This window comes from Pantoea sp. sgz302252 (assembly GCF_042610525.1).
Lineage (GTDB): Bacteria > Pseudomonadota > Gammaproteobacteria > Enterobacterales > Enterobacteriaceae > Erwinia.
In genome coordinates this window covers 156,675-180,865 of the sequence record NZ_JBHDVM010000003.1, presented here as the reverse complement: position 1 = coordinate 180,865, position 24,191 = coordinate 156,675, and the positions used below count along the sequence as shown (strand labels likewise).

Here is a 24,191-nt window from a genome sequence, read left to right as displayed (position 1 = left end):
AGGTTGATTATCGATGGCTGCTTCAATCCAGGGAAATTTTAGCGGCCGCTGATGTTAACTGAAACGCCATAAAGGGACGTCTGCTATGAAGAGAAGGATCTATCAATGAATTTTACACTAACAACACTAATTGCTTTTATGTTATTTATAGCTTTGTTAGCCTGCACACCTTTGTTGCTTATTTCACCTTTGCTAATTAGATTCTTCTCGACAAAGAGTAAAAAAGAAAATTTCCTGTTCAAATTTTTCGAAACGCCAGCAATAGTAATAACCTCGATATTATTTATTTGTTTAAACGTCTATGAGCAGAATATTTTTCATGTCTTTCTTTATCTTCTTCCTTACTCTTTATTAATGCTTTTATCTCTGGCGCTAAATAAAACAACCCTGTCAGAAGACAAGAGAGTTGTCGCTTTCCCCTGGATAATATTCGTGTTGATTTTTTTATTTCAGCTTGATAATTTTTTAAAACAGAAATGGGAAGCGGATTATTATATAGCTGTTACAGAAGCACTTCAGGCAGGGGATAAAAATAAGTTAAATAGCTTGTGGGGAACATGTCCTGAAGATGACGTTCTTAGTACAACATTTTCTCGAATGAGTGACGATCCGACCTATCCCGGCGCTTCCTTTGAAAAAATTATCGAATGCGGTTTCCTTGACAACAATACTTATGAGATAAAAGGATCTTTCGAAAGTGCATTAAATATTAATCTATTAGACATTTTATATAAGAAAATGACACCGGACGATAGAAATTTATTCAGCATGGATGAAAATTTCATTATCTCAAGAATCGATGCCCTCAAACAGTGCAGCGGCAGAAAGGAATGCAGTCAGAACAAAGTAGAGGCTATCGATTATTTGCGAAAACGTTTTCCTGAATGGAACCAGCATATTACATTCAGCAGGGCGGACTTACATAGAGCTATCATGCTTGCTAACAAAATCAGTGTGAAATTCATGCTGGAGTTTGTACAACCCGATAAATTTTCAGATAAACTGGGCATAGCCATTTTAAATAATGATACAAGTTTCATTATTAAAAACTTGAAAAGGAAAGAAGATTTATTATTATCATTAGGGAAAAAGTTTAACTTTGAAAAAGACGACACCCTGGTACTGGATTACATTCTTGAAAATGGTTCTGAAGAGGTAATCAATTACATCATTAACAGACTACATGCCGATATCGATTGTGATAAACATGAAATAAAAATATATCACAATCAAGAAATTAGTGATGAATTTAAAGAAAAACTTACCAAAAAAGTATGTAAATAGTCAACTCACTGAAATGGCGGGTGCACAAAAATGAATTTGGTTGAGTTCAGATGCTCTGTTGACGGTGATAATAGCCTGTATCAATCGGCTACAACAACTGACCTGCCAGTTGCCAAATACGGCTAATCCAGCAGGTCTTTCCCCAGGGCGTTTTCTTTACCCCGTAGCTTAATTAACACCTCATGCAGTTTGCCGACTGACAGATCGCGGACAACTGGATGAGGGATACCTTTTAACCGCCGGTAAAAATAGCCGATACAGAAAAAATCAAAGCCTTCGCTATTGAAGAGGTATTCGTTATCCTGCAGCGAGAAGAGCGAACGGAAACTCTCTTCTTCTGTCTCAAAGCTGATGCCGAATACTTTTTCTGCTTCCTCCAGCAGCTCGACGCCATCGTCGCCGGTAATATGCAAATCGTCCTCTAACAAGGTATTTTCATCAATCTTCTTCTTACGCCAGCCCGAAAACTCGCGAACAAAGGCGATAACTTCTTCTGGTGTTGGATCCATGCTTATCTCCCTGTTAAGACAGGTTATTCTACAGCCTGAAAAAATTCATTTCCTGCACGTCAGCCAGCGGATTCGCCGCCTGGACGGCAGCCAGGAATCCGGCGAAATCCTTGTTGAAAATCGAATAATTATTGAGGAGCCTTAGCTCTCTTTCTGTTTTATAAGGCGTAGTGACATAGCGAACCAGCCATACTCTACGGCTGCTGACTACGGTATGGCTGACTTTTACCCGGATAATATTTTCCAGCGGAACTTTGCAGAGGGTCTCACCGTCGCGCTGCTGGTAAAGGAAAGAGCCGTCATAGTAATAATCTTCGGTATTCATCCCCAATTTTTTCAGGATTGGCGTACTGGCCGATATCTTTTTCATTTCGCCCTTAGCGGCAAAAAAATCGTCCCGTTTGAAGATCGGTAAAAAGAAATATTTTATCAGCAGAAAAATAAAGGGCAGCGGTAAAAGATTTTGAATAATTTGCGGAAGCTGGTGCATATAACCTGTTCGTCATTTAACCTGTTTTCATCATTATACAGGAAACTGGCGCTTCGCTTGCCATCAATACAAGGGTAGCCGACAAGCGCCTGGTTTATTTAGATTAGCCAGCCATTGGCTAAAGTCCGGCATCAGTTAACGGCGCAGAGTGCTCCACCAGCCGCTCAAGCTGCTGCGCCAGCCTTTCTGCTACCTCTTCTTCCGGCTCCAGGCTTCTGGCCTGTTCCAGCAGCGCGACGGTTTCCACCGGCAGCAAAGCCGCAGGCCAGGCTTCCAGCGCATTTATCGCCATATAACGGTTGCGCGTCACCGGGCTTTGCAAACCCGTGCGGATAAGCTCCCAGCCCAGCCCCGGAAAACGTTTTAAGTCCTGTAGCACGGCATCGAGCGCGTCGTGCTGACGGTATTGCGGCCCCAGGCCCAGCGATTTTTTCGGCCCGGAGGCGATGGCGATCAAATCCAGCTCGTGCTCTGCCAGCTCGACAACCTGCGCTATATAAGCCGGATTGTCGGTCTGCATCATCTGATACCAGAGCCAGTTCTCAGGCTGCGTGCGATAGCGCTGATACACGGCAGGCCAGGGATCGCCGCCCTGCTCCCGGCAAAGCCTTAAAGCGTGTTCAAAAATCGCCACATCTTCTTCGTCCAGGCCAGCTTCGATTAATCCTGCCCATTCCGGCCGCGCCTGGATAGTTGCGCAGAGCGCTTTTAACTTCTGCCGTTCCGCTTCTGTCGCAAACGATTCTTCATCGGCCAGCCGGGCGATCTCGTTGACGACCTGATAGTGCTGAAGATCGGCGGTCGTCGCCGGATTAACCAGGGCAAGATAGCGCTCGCAGGCCAGCGCGGCAAAAGCATATTCATCAATACACGGGCCTGGCTGGCCGTTAATCATCCCGCGCAGAATTTCCGCCGCACCCGTGAGCAGCTCCGCATCGACTTCGCCCTTCAGCGCTTCGTGCAGGCGGCCATGTTCCGCACAGTGCCAGGCGGTATATTCCACCATCACGTCATTTGCGTAGCCCGCCCTTAACAGCCACTGGCGAAGGCTCTCATCCGGCTCTTCCGGCAGCCGTTCGATTAGCTGGATACGTCCCCAGCCGGTCAGGCGCTTAGCCAGTTCCAGCCACTCCTGCTGATACTCATCCGGCGGCAGAATGGCACGCATCGCTACCACAGCATAAAGCGTAAACTCATCGTGGCCTCCCAGCGTCCGCAGGATATTGATGCTTTGCTGATATGGGAAGAAAGCCAGCAGCGCCATCGCGCATTTCACTACCTGGCGATCCGGCGCTCTTGTTGCCAGGAACAGCGTCAGCGCCCGCAGCCGCCGCGCATCGATAGCGCCGGACTGGCTCAGGCCGCTGAGCAAATCATCAATGTAATCAAGCGGCGACTCTTCGCTCAGCAGCTGATACAGCGCCCGCATATTTTTCCGGCTGCTGCGGCGCAGGACGTTAACTATCGCCTGTGTAACCTGAGCCGCTTTTTCTTTGCCGTCGCCGCGTATCACATGATGACCAAAAGCGCCGTCCTGTGCGCCGGGCGCCCAGCACAGGCGGTTCTCATCTTCGGCTAAAGCAGACTCGTCCGGCAGCGTCTGCGCTTCTTCCGGTAATACCTCATCCTGCGGCCACTGCACCAGCCAGCTATAGATGGCCTTCTGCTCTGTCGGCCAGACTACCGGAAAAAGCTGCTCGTCCGGATGGCGAAAAATATTGGCCAGCCACTCTTTCATTATTCTCTCCTTGTGGTGGTTTGTTACGCTGCACTCATTACGGTGTTCAGCAACAGCCTGTCCAGATCGCTACAGTCGCGCCTTTTGCTGTCCGGCAGGCTTTCGCTGAGGCGGCTTTCATCCAGAAGCTGGCCGATAAAAGCGTGGATATGCTCTAAACGCTCGCCGTATTCTGCCTCGCCAGTACGCTGCTTGCGGGCCAATAGCCAGTCGATCTCTTCCAGCAGCACAGGATCCGTGACCGTTCCCGCCAGCAGTTCTTCAAAACGCATCGGCGGCGCGCCTTTGCCCGCTTCTATCCACTGCACCGCCAGCAGCGGCCGCAGCACGTAGAAGTATTTCTTCAGCCGCACGCTTTCGCCCTGTAAGTAGCCGCGAAAGTTCTTTTTCGCCATCGACAGATAGTGCCAGCGCGCCCGCAGCGGCGAAAACCAGTCCGGTACGCTTTCACGCAGCGCTGCGATTGCTGCATCCTGCTGCTGATAGACTATCGGCGAGTCCAGCCATTCAATTAAGGTCGGATTGGCTCTTTTCAGCAGGCCCAGCGCTTTGCGCCACTCCCAGCCGCAGACGTCCAGCGTGTCGTCGATTGGCAGCTCTATTACATCCCGCTGCGGCTCTACGCGCAGATACCATTCCGGCTTGTGAACATAGATAAAGCGCACGTCGTAATCGCTGTCTGGCGAGGCGAAGCCCCAGCCTCGGCTACCTGATTCACAGGCGTACAACACTTTTACATCGTGCTTTTCTTCAAGCTGGCGCAGCACTTCACGCACGCGAGCACGCATTGCGCTGTCCACGCCATTCAATCCTGTTTTCATTGTTTTATCCTTTTACGCAAACTACCTGCGACAACGTATGCACCACTTCCACCAGCGACGCCTGCGCGGCCATCACGGCATCGATATCTTTATAAGCCATCGGGATTTCATCGATCACATCCGAATCTTTACGGCACTCAACGTGCGCCGTGGCGCGGATTTGATCTTCCACGCTAAAGCGCTTTTTCGCCGCCGTACGGCTCATCACTCGTCCCGCGCCGTGGCTACAGGAACAAAAGCTCTCTTCATTTCCCAGGCCGCGCACGATAAAACTTTTCGCGCCCATCGAACCGGGAATAATGCCCATCTGCCCTTTTTGCGCCGAGACCGCGCCTTTACGCGTCACCAGCACCGACTCGCCGAAATGGGTTTCGCGCTCCACGTAGTTATGGTGGCAGTTCACCGCTTCCAGATGCGTGGTGAAAGGCTTGCTGATAACTTTCGCCATCGCCGCCAGCACGCGTTCCATCATCGCCTCACGGTTATGACGGGCGTAATCCTGCGCCCAGCTCACCGCTTCCACGTAGTCGTTGAAGTGTTTACTGCCTTCGGCGAAGTAAGCCAGGTTACGATCCGGCAGGTTAGCGATATGCTGCTGCATATCTTTCTGCGCCAGGGTAATAAACAGGTTGCCGATAGCATTGCCGACGCCGCGCGATCCGCTGTGCAGCATGACCCAGACCTGCTGGCGTTCATCCAGACAGATTTCGATAAAATGGTTGCCCGTTCCCAGCGTGCCCAGATGCTGGTAGTTGTTAGTTTTCAGCAGCGCCGGATACTTGCTTGTTAGCGCCTTAAAGCGCGGCGCCAGTCCTGCCCAGTGGCGATCCACTTCCTGCGGCGGCGATTGCCAGGCGCCTTTATCACGGCCAGAACGGTTATTGGTACGCCCGTGCGGCACGGCCTGTTCAATAGCACTGCGGATGCCCGCCAGGTTATCGGGCAGATCGCGGGCCATGAGCGAAGTGCGCACCGCAATCATGCCGCAGCCGATATCCACGCCGACCGCTGCCGGGATAATCGCGCCTTTGGTTGGAATAACGGTGCCGATGGTGGAACCTTTACCCAGATGCACATCCGGCATCACCGCCAGATGGCGAAAAATAAACGGCATCTTCGCCGTGTTCAGCAGCTGCTCGCGCGCTTCCGGCTCGACGGGAACGCCTTCCGTCCACATTTTTATCGCCGCGCCGTTCTGCTGAAGAGTTTGATAGTGTTTAGTCATTTTTATTCTCCTGTTGCTGTGCCATTACTATTGCGAACGGCGTGCCAGGTTAGCTACCGGCAAGAAAATAATTTTAATTTATTGATTATAAATGAATTTATTTTATGGCCGTTTTTAAGGCTTGCTTGGCTCTTACGGCCAACTTATCTTTACAGATAAATTATTTATCTTGCAGGATAAGCATGAAAAAGAACGTGGTGATCGGTGTACTGGGAACGGTGCTGGACAGGCGCGGCAAACGCGAGAAACGCTGGAACAGATGGCGGCCTACCGTCGCGCTTTGCCAGCAGGAAAATCTGCGGGTCGACAGACTGGAGCTGCTACACCAGCCGCAGAGCTTCACGATGGCTCAGCAGGTCGCAGAAGATATCCGCCAGGTCTCGCCACAGACCGAAGTGGTGCTGCACAGCGTAGCGCAGAACGATCCCTGGGATTTTGAAGAGGTTTACGGCAGTTTTCTGGATTTTGTCAGCCGCTATCCTTTCGATACCGACAGCGAAGAGTATCTGGTGCATATCACCACCGGCACGCACGTAGCGCAGATTTGCTGGTTCCTGCTGACCGAAGCGCGCTATCTGCCTGCCCGTATTCTGCAAACTTCCCCGGCGGGCAAGTCGCCGGATGCGCCCGGCGCGCTGGGCCACTATTCCATTATCGATCTGGATTTAAGCCGCTACGCGACGCTGACCAGCCGCTTTCTGCGCGAGCAGCAGCATTCCACCTCGTTTTTAAAATCCGGCATTGAAACGCGCAATCCCGGCTTCAACAGCCTGATCGAGCAGATTGAGCGGGTCGCGCTGCGCTCCAGTGCGCCGATGCTGCTGACCGGCCCGACCGGCGCGGGCAAATCCTTTCTGGCCGAACGTATCTACCAGCTACGCCATACGCGCCACCGCCTTGCGGGCAAATTTGTGGCGGTGAACTGCGCTACGCTGCGCGGCGATAACGCCATGTCCACGCTTTTCGGCCATGTAAAAGGCGCTTTCACCGGCGCTCAGCAGGCGCGAAGCGGGCTATTGCGGGAAGCTGATGGCGGCATGCTGTTCCTGGATGAGATCGCCGAGCTGGGGCTGGATGAACAGGCAATGCTGCTGCGCGCCATTGAGGAAAAGCGCTTCTTTCCCTACGGTGCGGATAAAGAGGTCAGCAGCGATTTTCAGCTTATCGCCGGAACGCACAGAGATATGCCGCAATGGGTTGCCGAAGGCCGCTTTCGCGAAGATCTCTATGCCCGTATCAATATGTGGACGTTCCATCTGCCTGGCCTGGCCGAGCGCCGCGAGGATATCGAGCCTAACGTAGAGTTTGAATTGGCACGCTATGCGCGGGAGCATCAAACCCAGGTGCGTTTTGATAAAGAAGCCAGAAATCATTTTTTGCGCTTTGCCTGCTCGCCGGAAGCAAGCTGGCGCGGCAATTTCCGCGAGCTGGGCGCATCCGTTACGCGTATGGCAACGCTGGCAGATCAGGGCAGGGTTTCGCTGGCGCTGGCGGAAGAAGAGATCGGGCGTTTACGTACCGGCTGGCGGACTTCAGCATCGCCGCAGCCATCTGCAACAGAGCTGCCTGATGTAGCCCAGTACGATCTGTTTGACCAGTGCCAGCTACAGACGGTACTGAGCGTCTGCCGCGCGTCGGATTCGCTTTCCGAAGCTGGACGAAGGCTGTTTGCCGTTTCGCGCCAGAGCAAAAAGCAGCCCAACGATGCCGATCGCCTGCGCAAGTATCTGGCGCGGTTCGGGCTGAGCTGGGAAGAGATTAAAGGGTAATGTCGCGGGTACAGGCGGTCGAGGAGTGACCGCCTGGCTTCACATAAACAGCGCGCTACTGCCCTTCGTAGCCGTAATACTGCACCGGGAGACGCTGGCCGTTTACTTCCAGATCGCGCCAGGGCTTCACAGCGGTTGTCGGCATTTTTTCCCGGACAGCCCGATCCAGCCTTTCCGACAGCCTCACGTTGCCAACCTCATTCCAGTCGATGCCCTGATGAGCATAGACAGTGATGCCAGCCTGGTTACGGTTATAAAGCAGCACTTCTGCCGTGCCGTCATTATTAAGATCCTGCATCCATACCAGACAGGCGTCAGCGTCTACCAGACAGGTTCCCAATGCCTGCCCAATATATTGGGCCTGATCCTGCCACCAGCTTTCCGGCGGCGCTTCGCTGCCCGCGCGCAACGGAATGCTGCGCTGAAGATCGGCAAGCGTTGGTTTTGCTGCTTTATCTGTGTAGCGCCCGGCCAGCATCTGCGCCAGCATGGCTTTCCCGTGGGCAGGATCGGCGAGCCACTGCGGATGCTCGTTCAGCTCCAGCAGCGCCTTTTCGCCACGGCGGCCCGCACTACTGAGGCTGTAAAGATCCATCGCATCTGCTTTGGTTGTGCCCTGGGCAAAGCGACCCAGCCGATCTTTAATGCTGATGCGCCACGGATCGACTGCTGGCGTATGCAGTAAAAACCAGCCGCAGGCCATCAGCCCCAGCATCAGGGCCGTAAAAGTATTCATGCTGCGAGCGCCCTGCCTCCAGGCGCGGCGCTGATACCACAGCAGTAGCAGCGAGCCGATAAAGGCAATCAGCGCGATGGCGACGCCGTAAATCCGCTCTACCGTCCAGCCATATTCAGCAATACGCAGCCAGAGCGCCCAGCCAGCCAGCGCGGCCAGCAGCGGCGTAAATGCCTGGGCCACCAGCACCAGCCGGGCCGTGCCTCGCGGCCAGGGCGATTCGCCTGGCGCTTTTTCCCCGATGATGGCGCTAAATATCAGCATCAGCCAGGTCATGGTCAGCAGCAGCGTCGCGGCAGAGAGCGATTTCGGGATAATAGCCAGCCCGGTAAAAGGCAAACAGGCCAGAAAAAGCAGCGAAGCGACGGCGTGCAGCGGCAACAGTACGCCAACGGCCAGCGTAATCAGATGGCGATACAGCCCAACAGCGCCTGGCAGACGTCGGCAAAACACAATACCTGCGGCGATAACTGCGCCGGTCGCCATAGCCGGGAAGTAGGCGTTATCGAAAAAGAGCTGCTCAAACAGCAAAATGCCGATGGTGCTGAAGAGTTTGCTCCACAGCAGCAGCACCAGCCAGAACAGTACGGTCATTACGCCGGTAACGGCCAGGGTAAAAGTATTGCGCCACAGCGTTTCGGCGACCTGCCTGCTCCATGAAGTTTCGCCCTGCCGCCGCGATGCCTGGCAGAAAGCGATCAAAAACGGCAGGCTCAGGCTGAGCATAAATATCACGGCGCAGCTATTTTTAAAGTGAAACTCGCCGGGCGGCTGCGAAGGAAAATTCCAGCGCTGCCAGCCGGTCATTAGCGCGATAAAAGGCAGAGCCAGCAAAGCGCAAAGCCAGGGCCTGATGCCGTTAAGAAGATAAAGCGTGAAGGCTAATATACTGGCAGCGCCCAGCGAAAGCGGCGGCAGATAAAGCGAATAGCGATCGTGCAGATTGAGAGCATTCGGTAAAGCCCAGAACAGCCCGGCCAGCAGGCCGATCGCGATAATGGCCCATTTGGTACTGCGGGGGAAAATCTCTTTTTGCAACATAGCGGTTCCTTGCTATTTGAGTAAGTAGAAGCGGTAAAATCTTTAGCTTTCTTTGCCGATATCCTGAGGGCAAACGGCCATTATTTGCCGCGTTTGCGCTTTTTCTCCGCCTTGATTTTGGCCTTTTCCTCACGGGCGCGCACTTTAATAATTTTTCTCATGCGAAAGGCCAGCTTCATCAGGCGCAGCTCCGTGCTCACCGGCAGGTTGCGCTGTTTCGCGTGCCCCCACAGCGAGCCAGCAAAGGCCACTATGATAATAACCAGAGAAATCAAAACGCTAACCGGGTCGCTGCTACAAAGCATAAAGAGCAGCATGACTACGACAAGGATAACAAAGCCTTTCAGGCTGGTGCTGTCCTCCGCCATTTGCGTAACGGCCTCTGGCAGATCGACACCAGCGGTCAGATCGGGATGGTAACGCTTTTTGACAATCTGCATATTGGTTTTAAAGGCGCTGTAATCCCTGCGCGTAAAGTTATTGCTAAGGATAAAGGCGCGAATTTGGTTTTTGGTGGTCATAAATCATATTCCAGGTAACGAATGGCCCAAGGATACCCTGCTGGAATTATTTTTGCGGAAAATTAAGTCCATGTGTTGCTGTATAAGCCATTCAGCCACGCGCCAATATCCGGCACTCTCTCCGTATGCCGTTGAATATCGTTTTCGCCAGCTCTGCCGGTAATGATTCTGGCAGTAAGGTTATTACCTGCTCTGTTACTTTTGGGTTTTTGGAAAAGATATCGTCCAATATATATTCAACCTGCTGCTGTCTCAATCCGGCTAATCTTCCATGATATAACTGCTCCAGGGCGGCAGGCTTAGTGTTGTACTGGTTCGGCATAAACTCTCATTTTTCATTGCTGCTCTGACTGCCCGCAATCTTTTCCGGTTTACAACCCGCCGCTTTTGTTATGTGATCCTGTTACGTTAAGTTTTACGAGCAGCCTCACAAAACAGGATCCTGCATGCGTTTTTATCAGGCCGATCCCAGGCCAGAGCAGTACTGGCGTGGGATCATCCTTTTCGGCAATAACTCTGCTTCTTACAAGTTCGCGTTAGCTCAGGCGCTGTACGAGCTGCGGCAGCCGGATAACGACCTCGTTACGCTTGAAGCGCTGGCCGTTCCCTTTGTGCGCCATCTCTGCGCGCATCTGAAGCTGGCACTGCGCCAGGGAACCAGCCCGAGCAGCAAATTCCTGACGGCGTGCAAAGCGTTCAACGATGGCGAAATTACCGAGACGCAGCTGGTTGCGATAACGGTAAAACTGGGCTTTTCAGCGGTGATTGATGCTTTTCACAAGGTAAATCGGGCTGAGCTGGATACGCGATTTTTTATTGATGAGCGTAAAATCAACGGCGGCATACGGCTTACTGAAACCTTCTATCGACTCACCGAAAACGCCCAGTTTGCGAACCTGATCCAGGAAACCGATGCCCGCTGGCGTCTGGTAGAAGAAGCCTGGGGGCTGAACCTGCCGGCAAAGCTGCTGAACGTGGAATATGATGACGATAACCAGCTACTGTTTACCCGCCAGCGCGACCGCCGTATCAATATTACCAGCTGCCGCAATAGCCTGAACGGCTATCAGAAAGGCTTCTGCTTCTACTGTTTTCGTCCGGTGAGCGTAATCAGCGGCACAGAGGATCTGGCCGATGTCGATCACTTCCTGCCGCTGCGCCTGCATCAGCAGATTAATGACCTGAACGGCGTCTGGAATCTGGTACTGGCCTGCCAGCACTGCAATCGCGGCGTGCTGGGCAAATCTTCGCATATCCCCTCCGCCGATTTGCTGCTGCGTCTGTATAACCGCAACGAGTATTTTATTAAAAGCCATCTGCCACTGTGCGAGACGCTGATCCGCCAGACGGGCAATACGCCTGCGCAGCGCCACAACTTTTTAAAAACCAATTGGGAAACAGCGAGGAATAATCTGTTTCATTTATGGCAGCCAGTGGCGCAGGGAGACAGCCTTTTCTGATGAACGAAGCCTATTACCGCCAGCACGCACAGCGTTTCTATGACGATACGGTAAACGTGGACATGGCCGCGCTGTATCAGCCCTTTATTGGCTGTTTGCCGCCGGGCGCGCGCATTCTGGATGCAGGCTGTGGTTCAGGGCGTGACGTTAAAGCTTTCAGTAAAATGGGGTTTGCGGTAGATGCTTTTGATGCTTCGCCAGAGCTGGTTGCCCTCGCCCGGCGGCTAACAGGGAAGCCCGTGGAGCAGATGCGCTTTGACGAAATAAATGCCGCAGCAAGGTATGACGGCATCTGGTGCTGCGCTTCGCTGCTGCACGTTCCTGAAGCCGGGCTGCCGGACGTAATGGCAAAGCTGGCGAAAGCGTTGAAGCCGGGCGGCGTATGGTATCTGTCGTTTAAATACGGCAGCGGCGAGCGGGAAAAAGAGGGGCGCAGATTTACCGATATGGATGAAGCCGGGCTGCGGCGAATTGTGGATAAGCTTAACGGGTCTTTTAAACAGAACTCTGTTACAGGAGAATCTGGCAACAGGCTGGCAGCGAATATTGAAATAAAAAAAACATGGCAGACCGGCGATTTACGTAGCGGAAGAAGTGATGAGCGTTGGTTAAATGCGATTATTAGCAATAACCCGAACTGATATTAGCTGATAATAAAAATGTGACTGTATCGGTTTAATATAGCGCTAATGAAAACGCGTAACAGGTTACATTATTTATTTGAACCGGGTTCCATTTTTAAATTTAAAAGTAAATCAGAGAAAGACAGAGATCGGTTAAAGGATATAATAGCAGGGTAATTTATAGCGCAGGCTGAATGTGCGGGAACACATCCAGCCTGCTGACCAAAACAACTAACAGGACTAGTTATTATGGCTGGAAAAGATTGTAATGCAGTTGCTGCTGCAAAAGAAGTGACGGAAGCCACGCTGCGCCACTATACGGTAAGTTATGCGAGCACCTTCCCGGATTATGAACGGATCCCGCTGGTAGCCTTTAAAGGTAAATGGCTGGAAGCAGCAGGTTTTGCGACCGGCACGCCGGTAGATGTGCGCGTAATGCCGGGCTGCCTGGTAGTCACGGCCCGCGAACCAGAACCGCAGGAATCACCGCTGATGCAGTCGCTGCGCAAGGTCTGCAAATTCTCTGCGAGTAAGCAGAGGCTGGTGATCGATTTTATTGCGGCGATTTCGGGGAAGCGGGGGCTGTAACGACAGAAGAGCTGCCCTGGCCTTGGTTTGGGCTGGGGCGGGTTTTTGGATGATTAAACACAGTACCTGACGTGTTAATACTATGCGGGGCATTCTTCAGTTTGGTTGATAGCCAAGCCTGGATGCGATGTACAAGCAGAGTGCTGGCGTTGGTCAGAAAAAATGTGGTTATGCTGATTGGGTATATGTCACCGGATAGCGTGGGGGGTTCAGGTTTATTGTAGGGCTTATGGGAAATGAGGAGCTTAAGCGAATTTAAAAAATTATCGGCAGAAATAATAATGGGTGCAGTAAACCTGAAGTAGTGCAGATACCGGATTCTAATTTTACGCTGAATAGAATAACGTTGATATTTTCCTATTACCTCATACAGATAATTACATCCGCATTTTTAACCACAAGTTAGAAGCCACATAAAAATAGACGCTATGCATGGATATAAAACCATATCAATACAACACTAATATGGCCGTCAAAACAAGATTCAAGCAGGCAGGAAAGTTTTCTTCAGGGGGACCAAAAGCTTGGTTTCGATATCGATCTGCTCATAATTTTCGATAAGCGCCCTGACAAGGTCATCCAAAGTCCAGAGCGTCAGAGGTATCGTCGAGCGATCGGCTTCATATCGAGCGTCTTTGGAAAAGCCACCAGTACTGACATAAAGCCCACGGTCATCTTTATGGCGACCGCCAATAAAGCTACAGATACGTTGGCTTCCCATCTGTTCTCTGCGATGTTTAACCTCAACAATAATCCGTGGATTTTCATAACCAAAGCCATCATTCGAAGCAATGATATCTTTACCACGATCGGCCTCCGCAGGTGAGACCAGAGTCTTATACCCCATGCTGCGTAAGACTCCGGCAACGAGATTTTGCATCTCATCCCAATCAAGAGAATTGATTCGATCTTTGATACCTTCAAACGCCAACATTTCCATATCGCGAAGCGCTGCAGACCGCCCAAAATTAGTATGGGTAGCTGAAGAAGCTGCTCGCCGAGGAAATGCCAGCTAAAGAAATACTTCAAGTGGCTCGGAATTGAATGTCCTGGAGGGCAGATTATAAGCGGGAAACTGTAGTATGTATGGGTCATGTGTAAGAGTATTAGTAATTCAACGGCTTCCGCTGTTTCGTCCAGCAGCTTCTGAACTAAAATGGTCAATAAATTTTGACATGGATGCACTTTATTCAGTTCTTAGGGTTAAGTATTTGATCAGGCAGGAACTATCGCATACGGGTATAGAGTGTCTGGCGTATTAAATGTAATGTTTAGAGTGTATGAAAAGAAGACATGCGCATATATCAAGTCTTGAGCCGCGAACAACGCTAATGCACTATTCTGAAAATATCAGGATCGCAAAGAGACTCGTGAAGATTATAAGCTTCTAATTTATCGAAGATTTCCGAGGACGGGCAGTGGGACGATAGTAATCAACCTGTTATCGCTCTCAGTCATTATAATGAGGATTATCCGAACAGTGCGCTGAGCTCCCAGTATCACGGCAGTACTTGTACAGGCAGATAGCTCAAACGTGAGCAACAAAAAGATCTGGATTTATACGTTCAGATCCAAGTAGATTACTTACAGATCTTACCTACTAAAATTAGTGATTGTAGTGAAATTCGTGTAAGGGTTAGGCTGTCCTGCTGTATTTTTCGTATCGAATAACTCTGACATTTTGTTTCGCTGCCTGTAAGGAGTTTGCCTTGAGTCAATCAGAATACATTCCCTGGTTAAAATGTACTTCCTGGCTAAGTAACTTTCTTAATCGTAGAGGATTGAGGCAACCGGATGGCCGGCCGCTATATGAATATCATGCTACCAACGATGAATATGCTAACCTAACGCAACTACTTTGTGCGATCAGTAAATCACAAGATTATGCCGATGATAAAGGTTATGCTGCTTGTTTTGTCCTTTTTTGCTCTGAATGGTATCGCAGAGATTATGAGCGCCATTTTGGGTGGACATGGGACCCTATTTATAAAAAGTTAGGATTATCATTAACAGCAACTGAATTAAGAAATTTTATTCCTAAAGGAATGGAGGCCTACTGGATACGGCCTATACGCTTTTATGAATCGGAGCGACGTAATTTTCTCGGAACATTGTTTAGTGAGGGGGGACTACCCTTTCGCTTGTTGAAGGAATCAGATAGCCATTTTCAGAACGTATTCTCCCGGATTCTAAATCAATATGAACAGGCACAACTGGCGGGATTTTCCACACATTCACTGGTAAGAACAGTTGTAGAAAAGTCAGCCCTGCCTATTGTCTTTAGCGAAGATACCTCTGTCGAGCTCATCAGTCATATAGCAGAAAAACTCAGTTCGCTGGTTCTGATGTACAACCTGAGTAATCATACAGAACCAGTGAAGCAGCTTGATAAGGTTCATCCTAAATGGCGGGATGAATTTCCCATTCCTCTGGATGATGAAACTGGTAACCGCTTTCTTAATGGGTTGCTATGTACTGCCTCTGTAGAGGCTAAATCCCGTTTACAAAAAAATAAAGGTTCCGGTTGCCAATTCTACTGGTCGGAAAATCATCCTGATCAAATACGAGCGATAATTTCCTTACCTGATGAACTCTCTTTTCCGATCCTCAGCGAACCTTCAACAACGCGATTTGAACTTGCTATTTATGAAGATGGTGTGGAAGTTGCCAGTCTCGGTACTGCCTATGCTTCTCTGGAGAACGCCCATGCTAAAGTTCGCCTGCGTAAAAGCGAATCAAAGTTTGTCCGACGCCAACCAGCAGCGAGTTTATCCATTGTTGCGCGTACTGGAGGGATGATTGTTGGTGCCATAAAACTGGAAGATAGTGAAATCGACATTGGCGAGGTACCACTTACTTTTGTTGACGACAAGGATCGCTGGTTATTGCAAGGGCAAGCTTCTTGTAGCCTACGCAACAGCAATGTGCTTATTGCCTTACCTCAAAAAAAAATTACTATTTCAGGATACGAAGGCCCTCCACGTGCGGTTTTGATATTAGGGCTTGAAACACTGTCCGTAAAAGGCCGTCAGGAGGTAACCATTTCCGGAGAGGAAACATACAGGATTCATACCGGGAGAGAACAATCTAATCAGAGCGGATTTGATTTGTATGGCAAACGTGTTACCTGGAATTGCCAACCGAATGAAACATTCCTTGGTGTGCCTAAAGTTTCGGCAAAAGGCCTGGAGATTGAAGAACTAAAATTAAAACGTTACTTGAATGGCATATCGTTAGATGAATGTCAGGTACAGGAGATGATGGGAACACAATATGTTTCTGTCAGAAACTATCAAAATGAAACACTATTTCGACGAAAAATCGGGGTTTTACCGGCAGATTTTAACATTGAAATAAAAGGTGGTGATCAAGCTAATGAAGGATCCCTTGTCATCTCAACGCAGCATGCCTGCATGGCTGTCTTAAAGGATAAAACACTGGAGGTTGCTCGCAAACGCTCAGTAGGACAAACAGAAATTTCATTTAAGGCAGAAGGAATGCCTCCTGCTTTTGTCTCTGTGCAAATTTACGCAAATTTGGGAGCAGATCCTATAGAGATGTTCCTACCTTTCCCAGCAAAAGGTTGTTTGGCCTTTGATGCAAATGGTATTCCTCTGGATAAAAATATTACTCTGCATGACCTACTTGGTTCCAGAGCCTTTTTATTTAGCAAAAACGGCGATCCGACACGTTTTTCTCTGGAATTGCATCTACGCTCAATCAGTGGGCTTCAGGCATGGCATGAATGGCGTTATACAGCGGGTGAGCATCCAGTTGAACTAAATTTATATAGTCTGACAGAGCACATTGAAAACTTACTATCTCTTGAGACAGGTATTGACCAGGTTGTAGAGATGCAAATAAAAGGCGCTGGCATTGTAATGAGCTGGCAGATTCGCCGCTATAAATACAGTTTGCGCTATGATTACGAAAAAGAAATTCTCATCAGCCAGACCGGCAGTTATCGCTCCGAGAAATTACCTTCTCCTGTTATCATGTTACTGAGTGAACCAGAGAGGAAATCGACCCTTTTAACATCAAGAATGAGCGAAGGTGTACCAATTGGTGAATATGAATTGGGTTCTATCGTAAGCAAAAACGGTCCTTGGCTAATTGTTCCCAAACCGAATGAAGAAATGGCGTTTCGGCCGTTCTTCATTCGGGGCGAGCCTTCTTTATTTGTTGAAGAGAGTAGCATCCGTTCATTGCAGAAAGCTACCCAGCTTTTTAATCCCCAAGCGGAAGTTAACACCATCACCCTGGTACTAGATCAGATGGCTATCGATCCAGCTCATTCTGGCTGGCAATTTATGCGTAGCTTATACGATCAGTTTGGCTATCTACCGCTGGCGACTTTTGAAGTATGGCGTGCCCTGGTACAGCATCCGCAAGCACTGGCAATGTCTCTTTTTAAATTTGAAATGTCTCCTGATTATTTAAATCGTATTGAAAATGAGTTCCCTGTTTTGTGGGAGTTTTTCCCTATTTATGAAATCAGAAACGCAGCTGAGAGATTTAAACTTTTCCTGCGCCAAAAAGGCGCGCCGGAAGAAACCCTGGCTGTGCTGGTAAAGAATATGTATCAGCGGTTGGGGCTCGTATTTCCGACGTATGCCGACGAAATTGAGAAATGGCTGAACTATGGAATACTACCCCCACACATTCCAGATTTTTTCGTCCGTGAATGGTATCAAGAGCTTTTACGTGAACATAGTGAGGCTCGCTGGCCAGAATACGGCTGTAAACGCCTACATAACTGGATGATGTCACAAAGGGATTCTGTAATCAGCATTCATCCTGACGCGAATTATCGTTTTTCTGTAGCCTGCTTGCCCATCTTTGCTGCAGCAGTCGCAGCCGGTAAAACCTCTTTTGCTGCTGTATTTGACCATAAACCCGGCGCTGTATTTTTCCTGAGACAAGTCAGAGATTTCGATTCACGCTGGTTTAAAGCTATCTTCCAGTACACTCTACTACGCTACGCCGCTGAAAAATAAAAGGAATGACAATGCCTACACGCTATTTTTCTTCACTTATTGAACAATCTTTATCTCGTTCAACTGAAGCAACGCTAAGTATCATGGGAGTTACAAACCCTAAGCTGCGTGAGCATCTTGCGGAGCAAATGGGTGCCGATTGTGGGAAATCGGGCTCATTCCTGGCTTCACCAGTATTTCAGCAAATGTTTGGTTGGAAAGAATCAAATTACACGATGCGCAGCTTGACGGAAGGCAAAGCATTACTGAGTAAAGCAGTGGTTGATTCACTGGATGATGAGAACAATGGGCGATACCGTTTTGGTGCTGACTGGAAACCCTTTACTCATCAGTTAGCCAGCTGGAGGGCTTTACTGGAGAAAAAACACTCAGTCGTAGTAACCAGCGGTACGGGTTCAGGTAAAACCGAATGTTTTATGGTTCCTGTGCTGGAAGATCTCTACCAGGAACTGCATAAAAACGGCAACAACCCTCTGGTGGGTGTGAGGGCTCTTTTTCTCTACCCCCTCAATGCCTTAATTAATTCCCAACGTGAGCGCCTCGATGCCTGGACACGTAGTTTTGGTAGTGGGATCCGGTACTGCCTCTACAACGGCAATACTGAAAATTTACATGCTGCAGTTAAAACCGAGCAGGCAAAGAGACCGAATGAAGTGCTCTCGCGTGAAAAAATGCGTGCAGAGCCAGCACCTATTCTGGTGACCAATGGCACGATGCTGGAATATATGATGGTTCGCCAGATAGACGCTCCGATTATCCAGCAATCCAAAATACAAAAATCGCTACGCTGGATAGTATTAGATGAAGCGCATACCTATGTCGGTTCACAGGCAGCAGAACTGGCACTCCAGTTACGCCGCGTAATGACAGCTTTTGGTGTAACGCCTGATGATGTGCGTTTTGTAGCAACCTCTGCGACCATTGCCGGAAGCGACGCTGAAAAACAACTGAAAAAATTCCTTTCTGAGTTATCCGGTATACCGCAAGAACGTATTGACGTACTGGACGGAAGCCGGGTAATCCCAGAACTGGAACCGTGTAAAAGCGCTTATCTTCCATTAGAAGAGATTGAGCAATTCCCTGATACGGAAATGAAAGGCGTAAGCCCAAAGCGTTTTGATGCACTCACACATTCACCTGAGGCACGCCACTTGCGTGACATGTTAGTTACTCAGCCGAATCCAATGAAGTTGGAGGAGATGACGCAGCGGCTAAACTCGCTGACTAAACAGAATTACAACCAGCAGGAAGTATTGCGTTGGGTTGACGTCTGCTCAGGTACACAACCAAACGAAAAAGAACCGGCATTTCTTAAGGTCAGGGCTCATATCTTCCAACGCAGTACACAGGGTATCTGGGCTTGCGTAGATAAAGAATGCAGTCATAAGAATGGTACACCATTGGAAATGGATTGGCCTTTTGGCTATGTCTATGTAAATCAAAAGCAAAGCTGCGATTGCGGCAGCCCGGTTTACGAGTTGGCATTCTGTAATGATTGTAACGAGCCACATCTTCTGGCGCGGGACAAAAATAGTAAACTTGTCCAGTGGGAAAATAAAGGCGGCGACGAATTCTCTTTACAGGATGAAGCTTCTGCTGAATACGACGCCAGTGAAGAAAAAGTTGAAAAAGAGAGTCACTTTCAGCCCCCGATCATTATTGCAGCTGAAAAAACTAGCGCAGCGGGTTATATCCTTCAACGCCTTGACCGACAGTCTCGTCATATAGGCGTTGTAAACAATAACAGTATTCAACTGATTATTAACGATATTGAACAGGTATGTAGCGCCAAAGGCTGTGGCTACAGAGGCACGAGCGGTAAACAACCGTTCCGGCGCGCTTTATTAGGTGGGCCATTCTATGTCACTAACATTGTGCCAACCGTTCTTGAATATTGTCAGGACTTTATCAGTGAAGAAGGAAAAGAAGGCGTTGGGCCTGATTCATTGCCCGGAAGGGGCCGCCGTCTCATTACCTTTACCGACAGCCGCCAGGGAACAGCGAGAATGGCTGTTCGCATGCAGCAAGAAGCAGAGCGAAGCCGGTTACGCGGTAGCGTGGTGGAAATTCTAAGCTGGCATCAACGAACGCAAACTTCAACAACACCAAATGCTAATGCAGATTTGGAAAAGTTAGCGGCGAGAGTAAAGCAGGCTCGCGAGCAAGCTGATGAATATCGAAGCTGGGGATTACCTGAACAAGCAAAACTATCAGAGGCACAGGCCGAACAGCTTGAACAGGTCTTTCAGGCCGCGACCGGAGGCAAAGCGGCTACTATTCTGGTTGCACGAACCTGGATAGAGATGGTTAATGAGCTCAAAGAGAAAGCCGACATCCGTGGTCCTGTTCTGCAATATAACCACTACCTTAAGCCTGAAGTATTCAACGAAAACGGCGGCCCCCTGAAACTTTCGGAAATGTTGCTATTCCGGGAATTCATGCGTCGACCTAAACGAACTAACAGCCTGGAAACGCAAGGGCTGGTTCAGGTTGGTTATCAAGGACTGGAGAAAACCCATAAGGTCCCCGTACATTGGCAAGAGCAAGGTCTGACGCTGGATGACTGGCACGACTTTCTTAAAGTTACATTGGATCTATATGTTCGCGAAAGTAACTTCACACAACTGGACGATGAGCTGAAAAACTGGATTGGTAGCCGTTTTTCATCGAAATTCGTCCGCAACCCGGAAACGAAGGACCCCGAAGATAATCAGAACAAACGCTGGCCGCAGATTCGTAATGGCAATATATCTCATCGTCTAGTGAAGTTGTTAATGCTTGGCGCAGGATTCAAAACCGTAAATACGGCAACGATGGATATAATTAATGCATGGCTAAAAGAAGCATGGATACAGCTTACAGGGCCACTTGCGGTACTCAAGCCCGACGGTAACCGTTTCTATTTACCAAAAGAGCATTTAACCTTTTCATTAATCGCAGATGCCTGGATTTGCCCGGTTACCAATAAAATTTTGGATACAACTTTCAAAGGATTAACACCTTATCTGCCCACCCACATTTCTTTTGATCATCTTACTCAAGCGCAATATGACGCTTTTATAGCGCAGAAGGTCACCATGCCGGAAATCTGGCACATGGATCGTTCGCAAGAGGATTACGCTGCAGGTCTGACGAAAGTGCGTGACTGGGTCAGTAAAGAACCGCAGATTGCGCAATTACGTTCGGAAAACGTCTGGACGGATATAAACGATCGTGTTGTTGAAGGTGGCTTTTATTACCGCACTGCTGAGCACTCTGCCCAACAATCTTCAGAGCGCCTGCAAAGCTATGAAAAAATGTTTAAAAACGGACAGCTTAATGTCCTCAATTGCTCTACCACCATGGAAATGGGGGTCGATATCGGCGGCATTAGCGCCGTAGTGATGAACAACGTACCACCTCATCCGGCCAACTATTTACAGCGTGCCGGGCGCGCCGGGCGTAGTAAGGAGTCGCGAGCAATTTCTTACACGCTTTGTAAAGGAAACCCACATGACCAGCAAGTTTTCGCCAACCCACTCTGGCCATTTGAGACGCTGATCCCTGCACCGATGGTAGCGATGAACTCCATCCGCGTGGTTCAACGTCACGTTAACGCTTTATTGCTCTCTGATTTTTTGTGTAACGTCATTGGCGAAACGGATAAAGAGAAAACCAGCCTCGACAGCCTATGGTTTTTCGGTGAAGACAGTGAGCAGTCAAAATGTGAGCGTTTTAAAGTCTGGCTGGAAAGACCGGTACTTGAAATTGATGCAGCACTGGAAAGACTCGTGAAAGGGACGGCGCTGCATGGTGCCAGATCCAACCAGCTTCGGGATAGAACGATCTATGCGATTACTTTCCTGCAAGAGCGATGGCTCTCTGTTTATCGTGACCTTGTAGCCAAAGAGCATGAATCGCAGCCGCAAACGCCATATCGAAAACGCATTGAACTGGAAAAAAAACGTCACTGTGGCGAGTATCTACTACGCGATCTGGCGGCCAGAACCTTCTTGCCGGGATACGGATTCCCAACGGATGTGGTGACATTTGATAACTTCACTATGGAAGACTATATCCGCGAAAAATCGCAGAAAAGTCGTAATAAAAAAGATCGTGAAGATAACGTGTCTCGCTATAAAGGACTTCCCTCGCGTAACTTGGGTGTCGCCATCCGTGAATATGCACCTGGTGCAGAAATTATTCTTGATGGCCGAGTCTTCCGCTCAGCCGGTGTTTCACTGCACTGGCACAATATTAATGCCGATACCAATGAAGCCCAGCGTCTGGATTGTGCCTGGCGCTGTCATAAATGTGGGACTATCGGCTATGAAGAAGGGATGAGCAATGCCGGGACGCTCTGTTGCACCAACAGCGCCTGTGGTGAAAAAATAATCATGAATAATCGCCGTCAGGTGCTGCAACCTACCGGATTTGTGACGGATGCGCATGCGCCGGTGACGAACAATATCGAAACCATGAAATTTATCCCGGTTGTTCCTGCCTGGGTGTTTGTTAAAGCTGAACCCGTGCCGCTGCCTAACCCAATAATGGGATATATGGCCTCTGGTCCAGATGGGCATGTTTTCCAGCAAAGCCTTGGAACTGGAGGACATGGATACGCATTGTGTTTAAGTTGTGGCCGTGCAGAGTCGATGCTGAATGAAACCGATGCGCCGAAAAGTATGGAAGCCCACTACCCGCCTCGCCCGGGAAAAGCGGATCGTGATAGTCAGAATCAACGTCTGGTTTGCTCAGGATCGACGGCACTCATGAAGAACGTTACGCTGGGAGCATTGGCTCGTACGGATGTGTTCGAAATAGTCCTGCGCAAGCCGCAAAACGGTGAATATATCCCGGATAATACCGATGAAGGACGCGTCATCGGCATGACCCTGGCGGTTGCATTACGGCAGGCGCTGGCAGGCAGGTTAGGTATTTCCGCTGCAGAACTGGGCTACGCCGTGCGTCCGGTCAGACTGGAAGACGGACAATCGGTATTAGCCATTCAGCTTTACGATGTGGTCAGCGGTGGTGCTGGTTTTGCTTCCGGTGCACCACTGCACATTGAGACCATTCTGCAGGAAATGGTCAAACAGCTGGGCTGCCGCCATTGTAGTACTGCATGCAGTGAATGCCTGCTCGACTCCCAGACTCGCCACGATCACGACTTACTGGATCGTAAAGCAGCGCTAACCTGGCTTGGAGATGACTTCACGTATTACATCGGTTTGCCGGCTGAAGAGACATTCTCATTACCGGATGCCCGCTACTGTCCTGGAACCATTGGCGATACGATTCGTCGGGCGATCAACGAAGGGGCTGAAAAGCTCACGCTGTGGATGAACGGTGCGCTCAATGAATGGGATTTATATGCCCGCCAGTTTCGTGCGGCTATCCAGAGCTATCGGGTAAAAGACAACATCGCGGTTGATCTGGTCATTCCCAATGGCGTGGATGATAAAGAGCTGCTGCATGAACTTACACAGTTTACTGCGCTGGGTGTGCGGCTGTGTCATATTGAACAGAAACCAGAATTTCCGATTGTTGCTCAAGTCACCTTTGCCGAGCGGGTAATGACGCTGGCCTCACGCAGTCAACAGGCAACCATTCCAGGGCCCGGCTGGCACCTGAATAATGAGCTGGTCGTTCGTAGCCTCGGTTATAAAAAAGTAGAACTGACCGAGTGTTTTCTACCGGGGAAAGCAGCGAACTTTATTGAGCGGGTTAAAGACATACAGATCCATAAAGAGTTGAATGGCCCGCTTTCGCAGTTCGGGCAACGTTTCTGGGACACGCTATCTAACGGCCATGACGAAGTGCAGTTGCTGATGAAAAACACGCGAATTAGCCGTGTTCACTATACGGACCGCTATCTGCAAAACCCGGTTGCGCTGGCGCTACTAGCGGCCATACTGAAACCGTTACAATCGAAGTTGTCCGCTGAGGCCGAACTGACTCTGGATACGTTATTTAAACCCAAAGATCGTCCCGGTAATCGTCCTTACCATGACTGGATGAGCGAAGCGGATTTTCAGGATTTTGCTGACCAGTGGTTTGCAGCAGCAATGGGCAGAGCATTAGATCTAACGGTGTTCGATTCGCCGCGCGATATCCCCCATCATCGTAAACTGACATTGACTTTTGAAAATGGTCAGGTATTGAAGATCCGTTTTGATCAGGGAATGGGTTACTGGCGCGTTAACTTTGCATCGAAGTGGTATCACTTTGACTTCAACGATAACGTTTCTTTCCAGTTGGCCAATATGGCGCTGGCCTGTAAGGAAGGAAATGTGGCCAACAGTGAAGAGAGCTGGGCAACGGATGTGCTGGTGGAAGTAATCGTTTCCTGATATTTAAACGCTCCCGATGCTGTGTCGGGAGCGGTTTTTCATTCAGGCGGCTTTCTG

The 24,191-nt window shown here is 49.5% G+C and carries 15 protein-coding genes and 1 pseudogene; 7 read left to right on the top strand and 9 right to left on the bottom strand.

What is annotated here, in order from left to right:
• Positions 1–105: 105 nt before the first annotated feature.
• The gene (locus tag ACETPC_RS07070) at positions 106–1,284 is read left to right on the top strand and encodes a hypothetical protein (RefSeq protein WP_380179999.1); all 1,179 of its coding nucleotides are present in this window, start codon (positions 106–108) and stop codon (positions 1,282–1,284) included.
• Positions 1,285–1,406: 122 nt separating this feature from the next.
• Here the strand turns inward: ACETPC_RS07070 and ACETPC_RS07065 are convergent, their stop codons facing one another.
• The 5 genes from ACETPC_RS07065 to ACETPC_RS07045 form a co-directional block, all read right to left on the bottom strand.
• Positions 1,407–1,793 (bottom strand): hypothetical protein, encoded by a 387-nt coding sequence (locus ACETPC_RS07065; RefSeq protein ID WP_380179997.1) that lies wholly within the window; start codon positions 1,791–1,793, stop codon positions 1,407–1,409.
• A 28-nt stretch (positions 1,794–1,821) separates the two neighbouring features.
• Positions 1,822–2,163 carry a hypothetical protein gene (locus tag ACETPC_RS07060; protein WP_380179995.1) on the bottom strand — a complete coding sequence of 114 codons (342 nt, stop codon included), beginning with the start codon at positions 2,161–2,163 and terminating at the stop codon, positions 1,822–1,824.
• A gap of 238 nt (positions 2,164–2,401) precedes the next feature.
• The gene (locus ACETPC_RS07055) at positions 2,402–4,021 is read right to left on the bottom strand and encodes a hypothetical protein (RefSeq protein ID WP_380179993.1); all 1,620 of its coding nucleotides are present in this window, start codon (positions 4,019–4,021) and stop codon (positions 2,402–2,404) included.
• A 23-nt stretch (positions 4,022–4,044) separates the two neighbouring features.
• A complete protein-coding gene (locus ACETPC_RS07050; RefSeq protein ID WP_380179991.1) occupies positions 4,045–4,842 on the bottom strand; it encodes a nucleotidyltransferase domain-containing protein in 798 nt (265 codons plus the stop codon).
• A gap of 4 nt (positions 4,843–4,846) precedes the next feature.
• Positions 4,847–6,067 (bottom strand): RtcB family protein, encoded by a 1,221-nt coding sequence (locus ACETPC_RS07045; protein ID WP_380179989.1) that lies wholly within the window; start codon positions 6,065–6,067, stop codon positions 4,847–4,849.
• A gap of 182 nt (positions 6,068–6,249) precedes the next feature.
• Between ACETPC_RS07045 and rtcR the strand changes: the two genes are divergently transcribed.
• The gene (gene rtcR / locus ACETPC_RS07040) at positions 6,250–7,836 is read left to right on the top strand and encodes an RNA repair transcriptional activator RtcR (protein WP_380179987.1); all 1,587 of its coding nucleotides are present in this window, start codon (positions 6,250–6,252) and stop codon (positions 7,834–7,836) included.
• A gap of 55 nt (positions 7,837–7,891) precedes the next feature.
• Here rtcR and ACETPC_RS07035 read toward each other — a convergent pair whose 3' ends face one another.
• The 3 genes from ACETPC_RS07035 to ACETPC_RS07025 all read right to left on the bottom strand — a co-directional run bounded on the left by ACETPC_RS07035 (position 7,892) and on the right by ACETPC_RS07025 (position 10,456).
• A complete protein-coding gene (locus ACETPC_RS07035; RefSeq protein WP_380179985.1) occupies positions 7,892–9,613 on the bottom strand; it encodes a DUF4153 domain-containing protein in 1,722 nt (573 codons plus the stop codon).
• A gap of 80 nt (positions 9,614–9,693) precedes the next feature.
• Positions 9,694–10,134: a hypothetical protein gene (locus ACETPC_RS07030; RefSeq protein ID WP_380179983.1), complete on the bottom strand. Its 441-nt coding sequence runs from the start codon at positions 10,132–10,134 to the stop codon at positions 9,694–9,696.
• 91 nt (positions 10,135–10,225) lie between these two features.
• Positions 10,226–10,456: a hypothetical protein gene (locus ACETPC_RS07025; RefSeq protein WP_380179981.1), complete on the bottom strand. Its 231-nt coding sequence runs from the start codon at positions 10,454–10,456 to the stop codon at positions 10,226–10,228.
• 124 nt (positions 10,457–10,580) lie between these two features.
• On the opposite strand from ACETPC_RS07025, the gene ACETPC_RS07020 reads away from it, so the two are divergent.
• The 3 genes from ACETPC_RS07020 to symE all read left to right on the top strand — a co-directional run bounded on the left by ACETPC_RS07020 (position 10,581) and on the right by symE (position 12,805).
• Positions 10,581–11,594, top strand: a complete 1,014-nt coding sequence (locus ACETPC_RS07020; RefSeq protein WP_380179979.1) for an HNH endonuclease — start codon at positions 10,581–10,583, stop codon at positions 11,592–11,594.
• The gene (locus ACETPC_RS07015) at positions 11,594–12,235 is read left to right on the top strand and encodes a class I SAM-dependent methyltransferase (protein WP_380179977.1); all 642 of its coding nucleotides are present in this window, start codon (positions 11,594–11,596) and stop codon (positions 12,233–12,235) included. The genes ACETPC_RS07020 and ACETPC_RS07015 overlap by 1 nt, the downstream gene beginning before the upstream one ends.
• A gap of 231 nt (positions 12,236–12,466) precedes the next feature.
• On the top strand, positions 12,467–12,805 hold the full coding sequence (symE, locus tag ACETPC_RS07010; RefSeq protein WP_380179975.1) for an endoribonuclease SymE: 339 nt from the start codon (positions 12,467–12,469) through the stop codon (positions 12,803–12,805).
• Positions 12,806–13,289: 484 nt separating this feature from the next.
• Here the strand turns inward: symE and ACETPC_RS07005 are convergent.
• Positions 13,290–13,763, bottom strand: a pseudogene (locus ACETPC_RS07005) (restriction endonuclease); the annotation flags it as partial.
• Between the two features lie 751 nt (positions 13,764–14,514).
• Here ACETPC_RS07005 and ACETPC_RS07000 point away from each other — a divergent pair.
• Positions 14,515–17,802, top strand: coding sequence for an STY4851/ECs_5259 family protein (locus ACETPC_RS07000; protein WP_380179973.1), 3,288 nt, complete (start codon positions 14,515–14,517; stop codon positions 17,800–17,802).
• A gap of 11 nt (positions 17,803–17,813) precedes the next feature.
• Positions 17,814–24,134: a DEAD/DEAH box helicase gene (locus ACETPC_RS06995; protein WP_380179971.1), complete on the top strand. Its 6,321-nt coding sequence runs from the start codon at positions 17,814–17,816 to the stop codon at positions 24,132–24,134.
• Positions 24,135–24,191 lie beyond the last annotated feature (57 nt).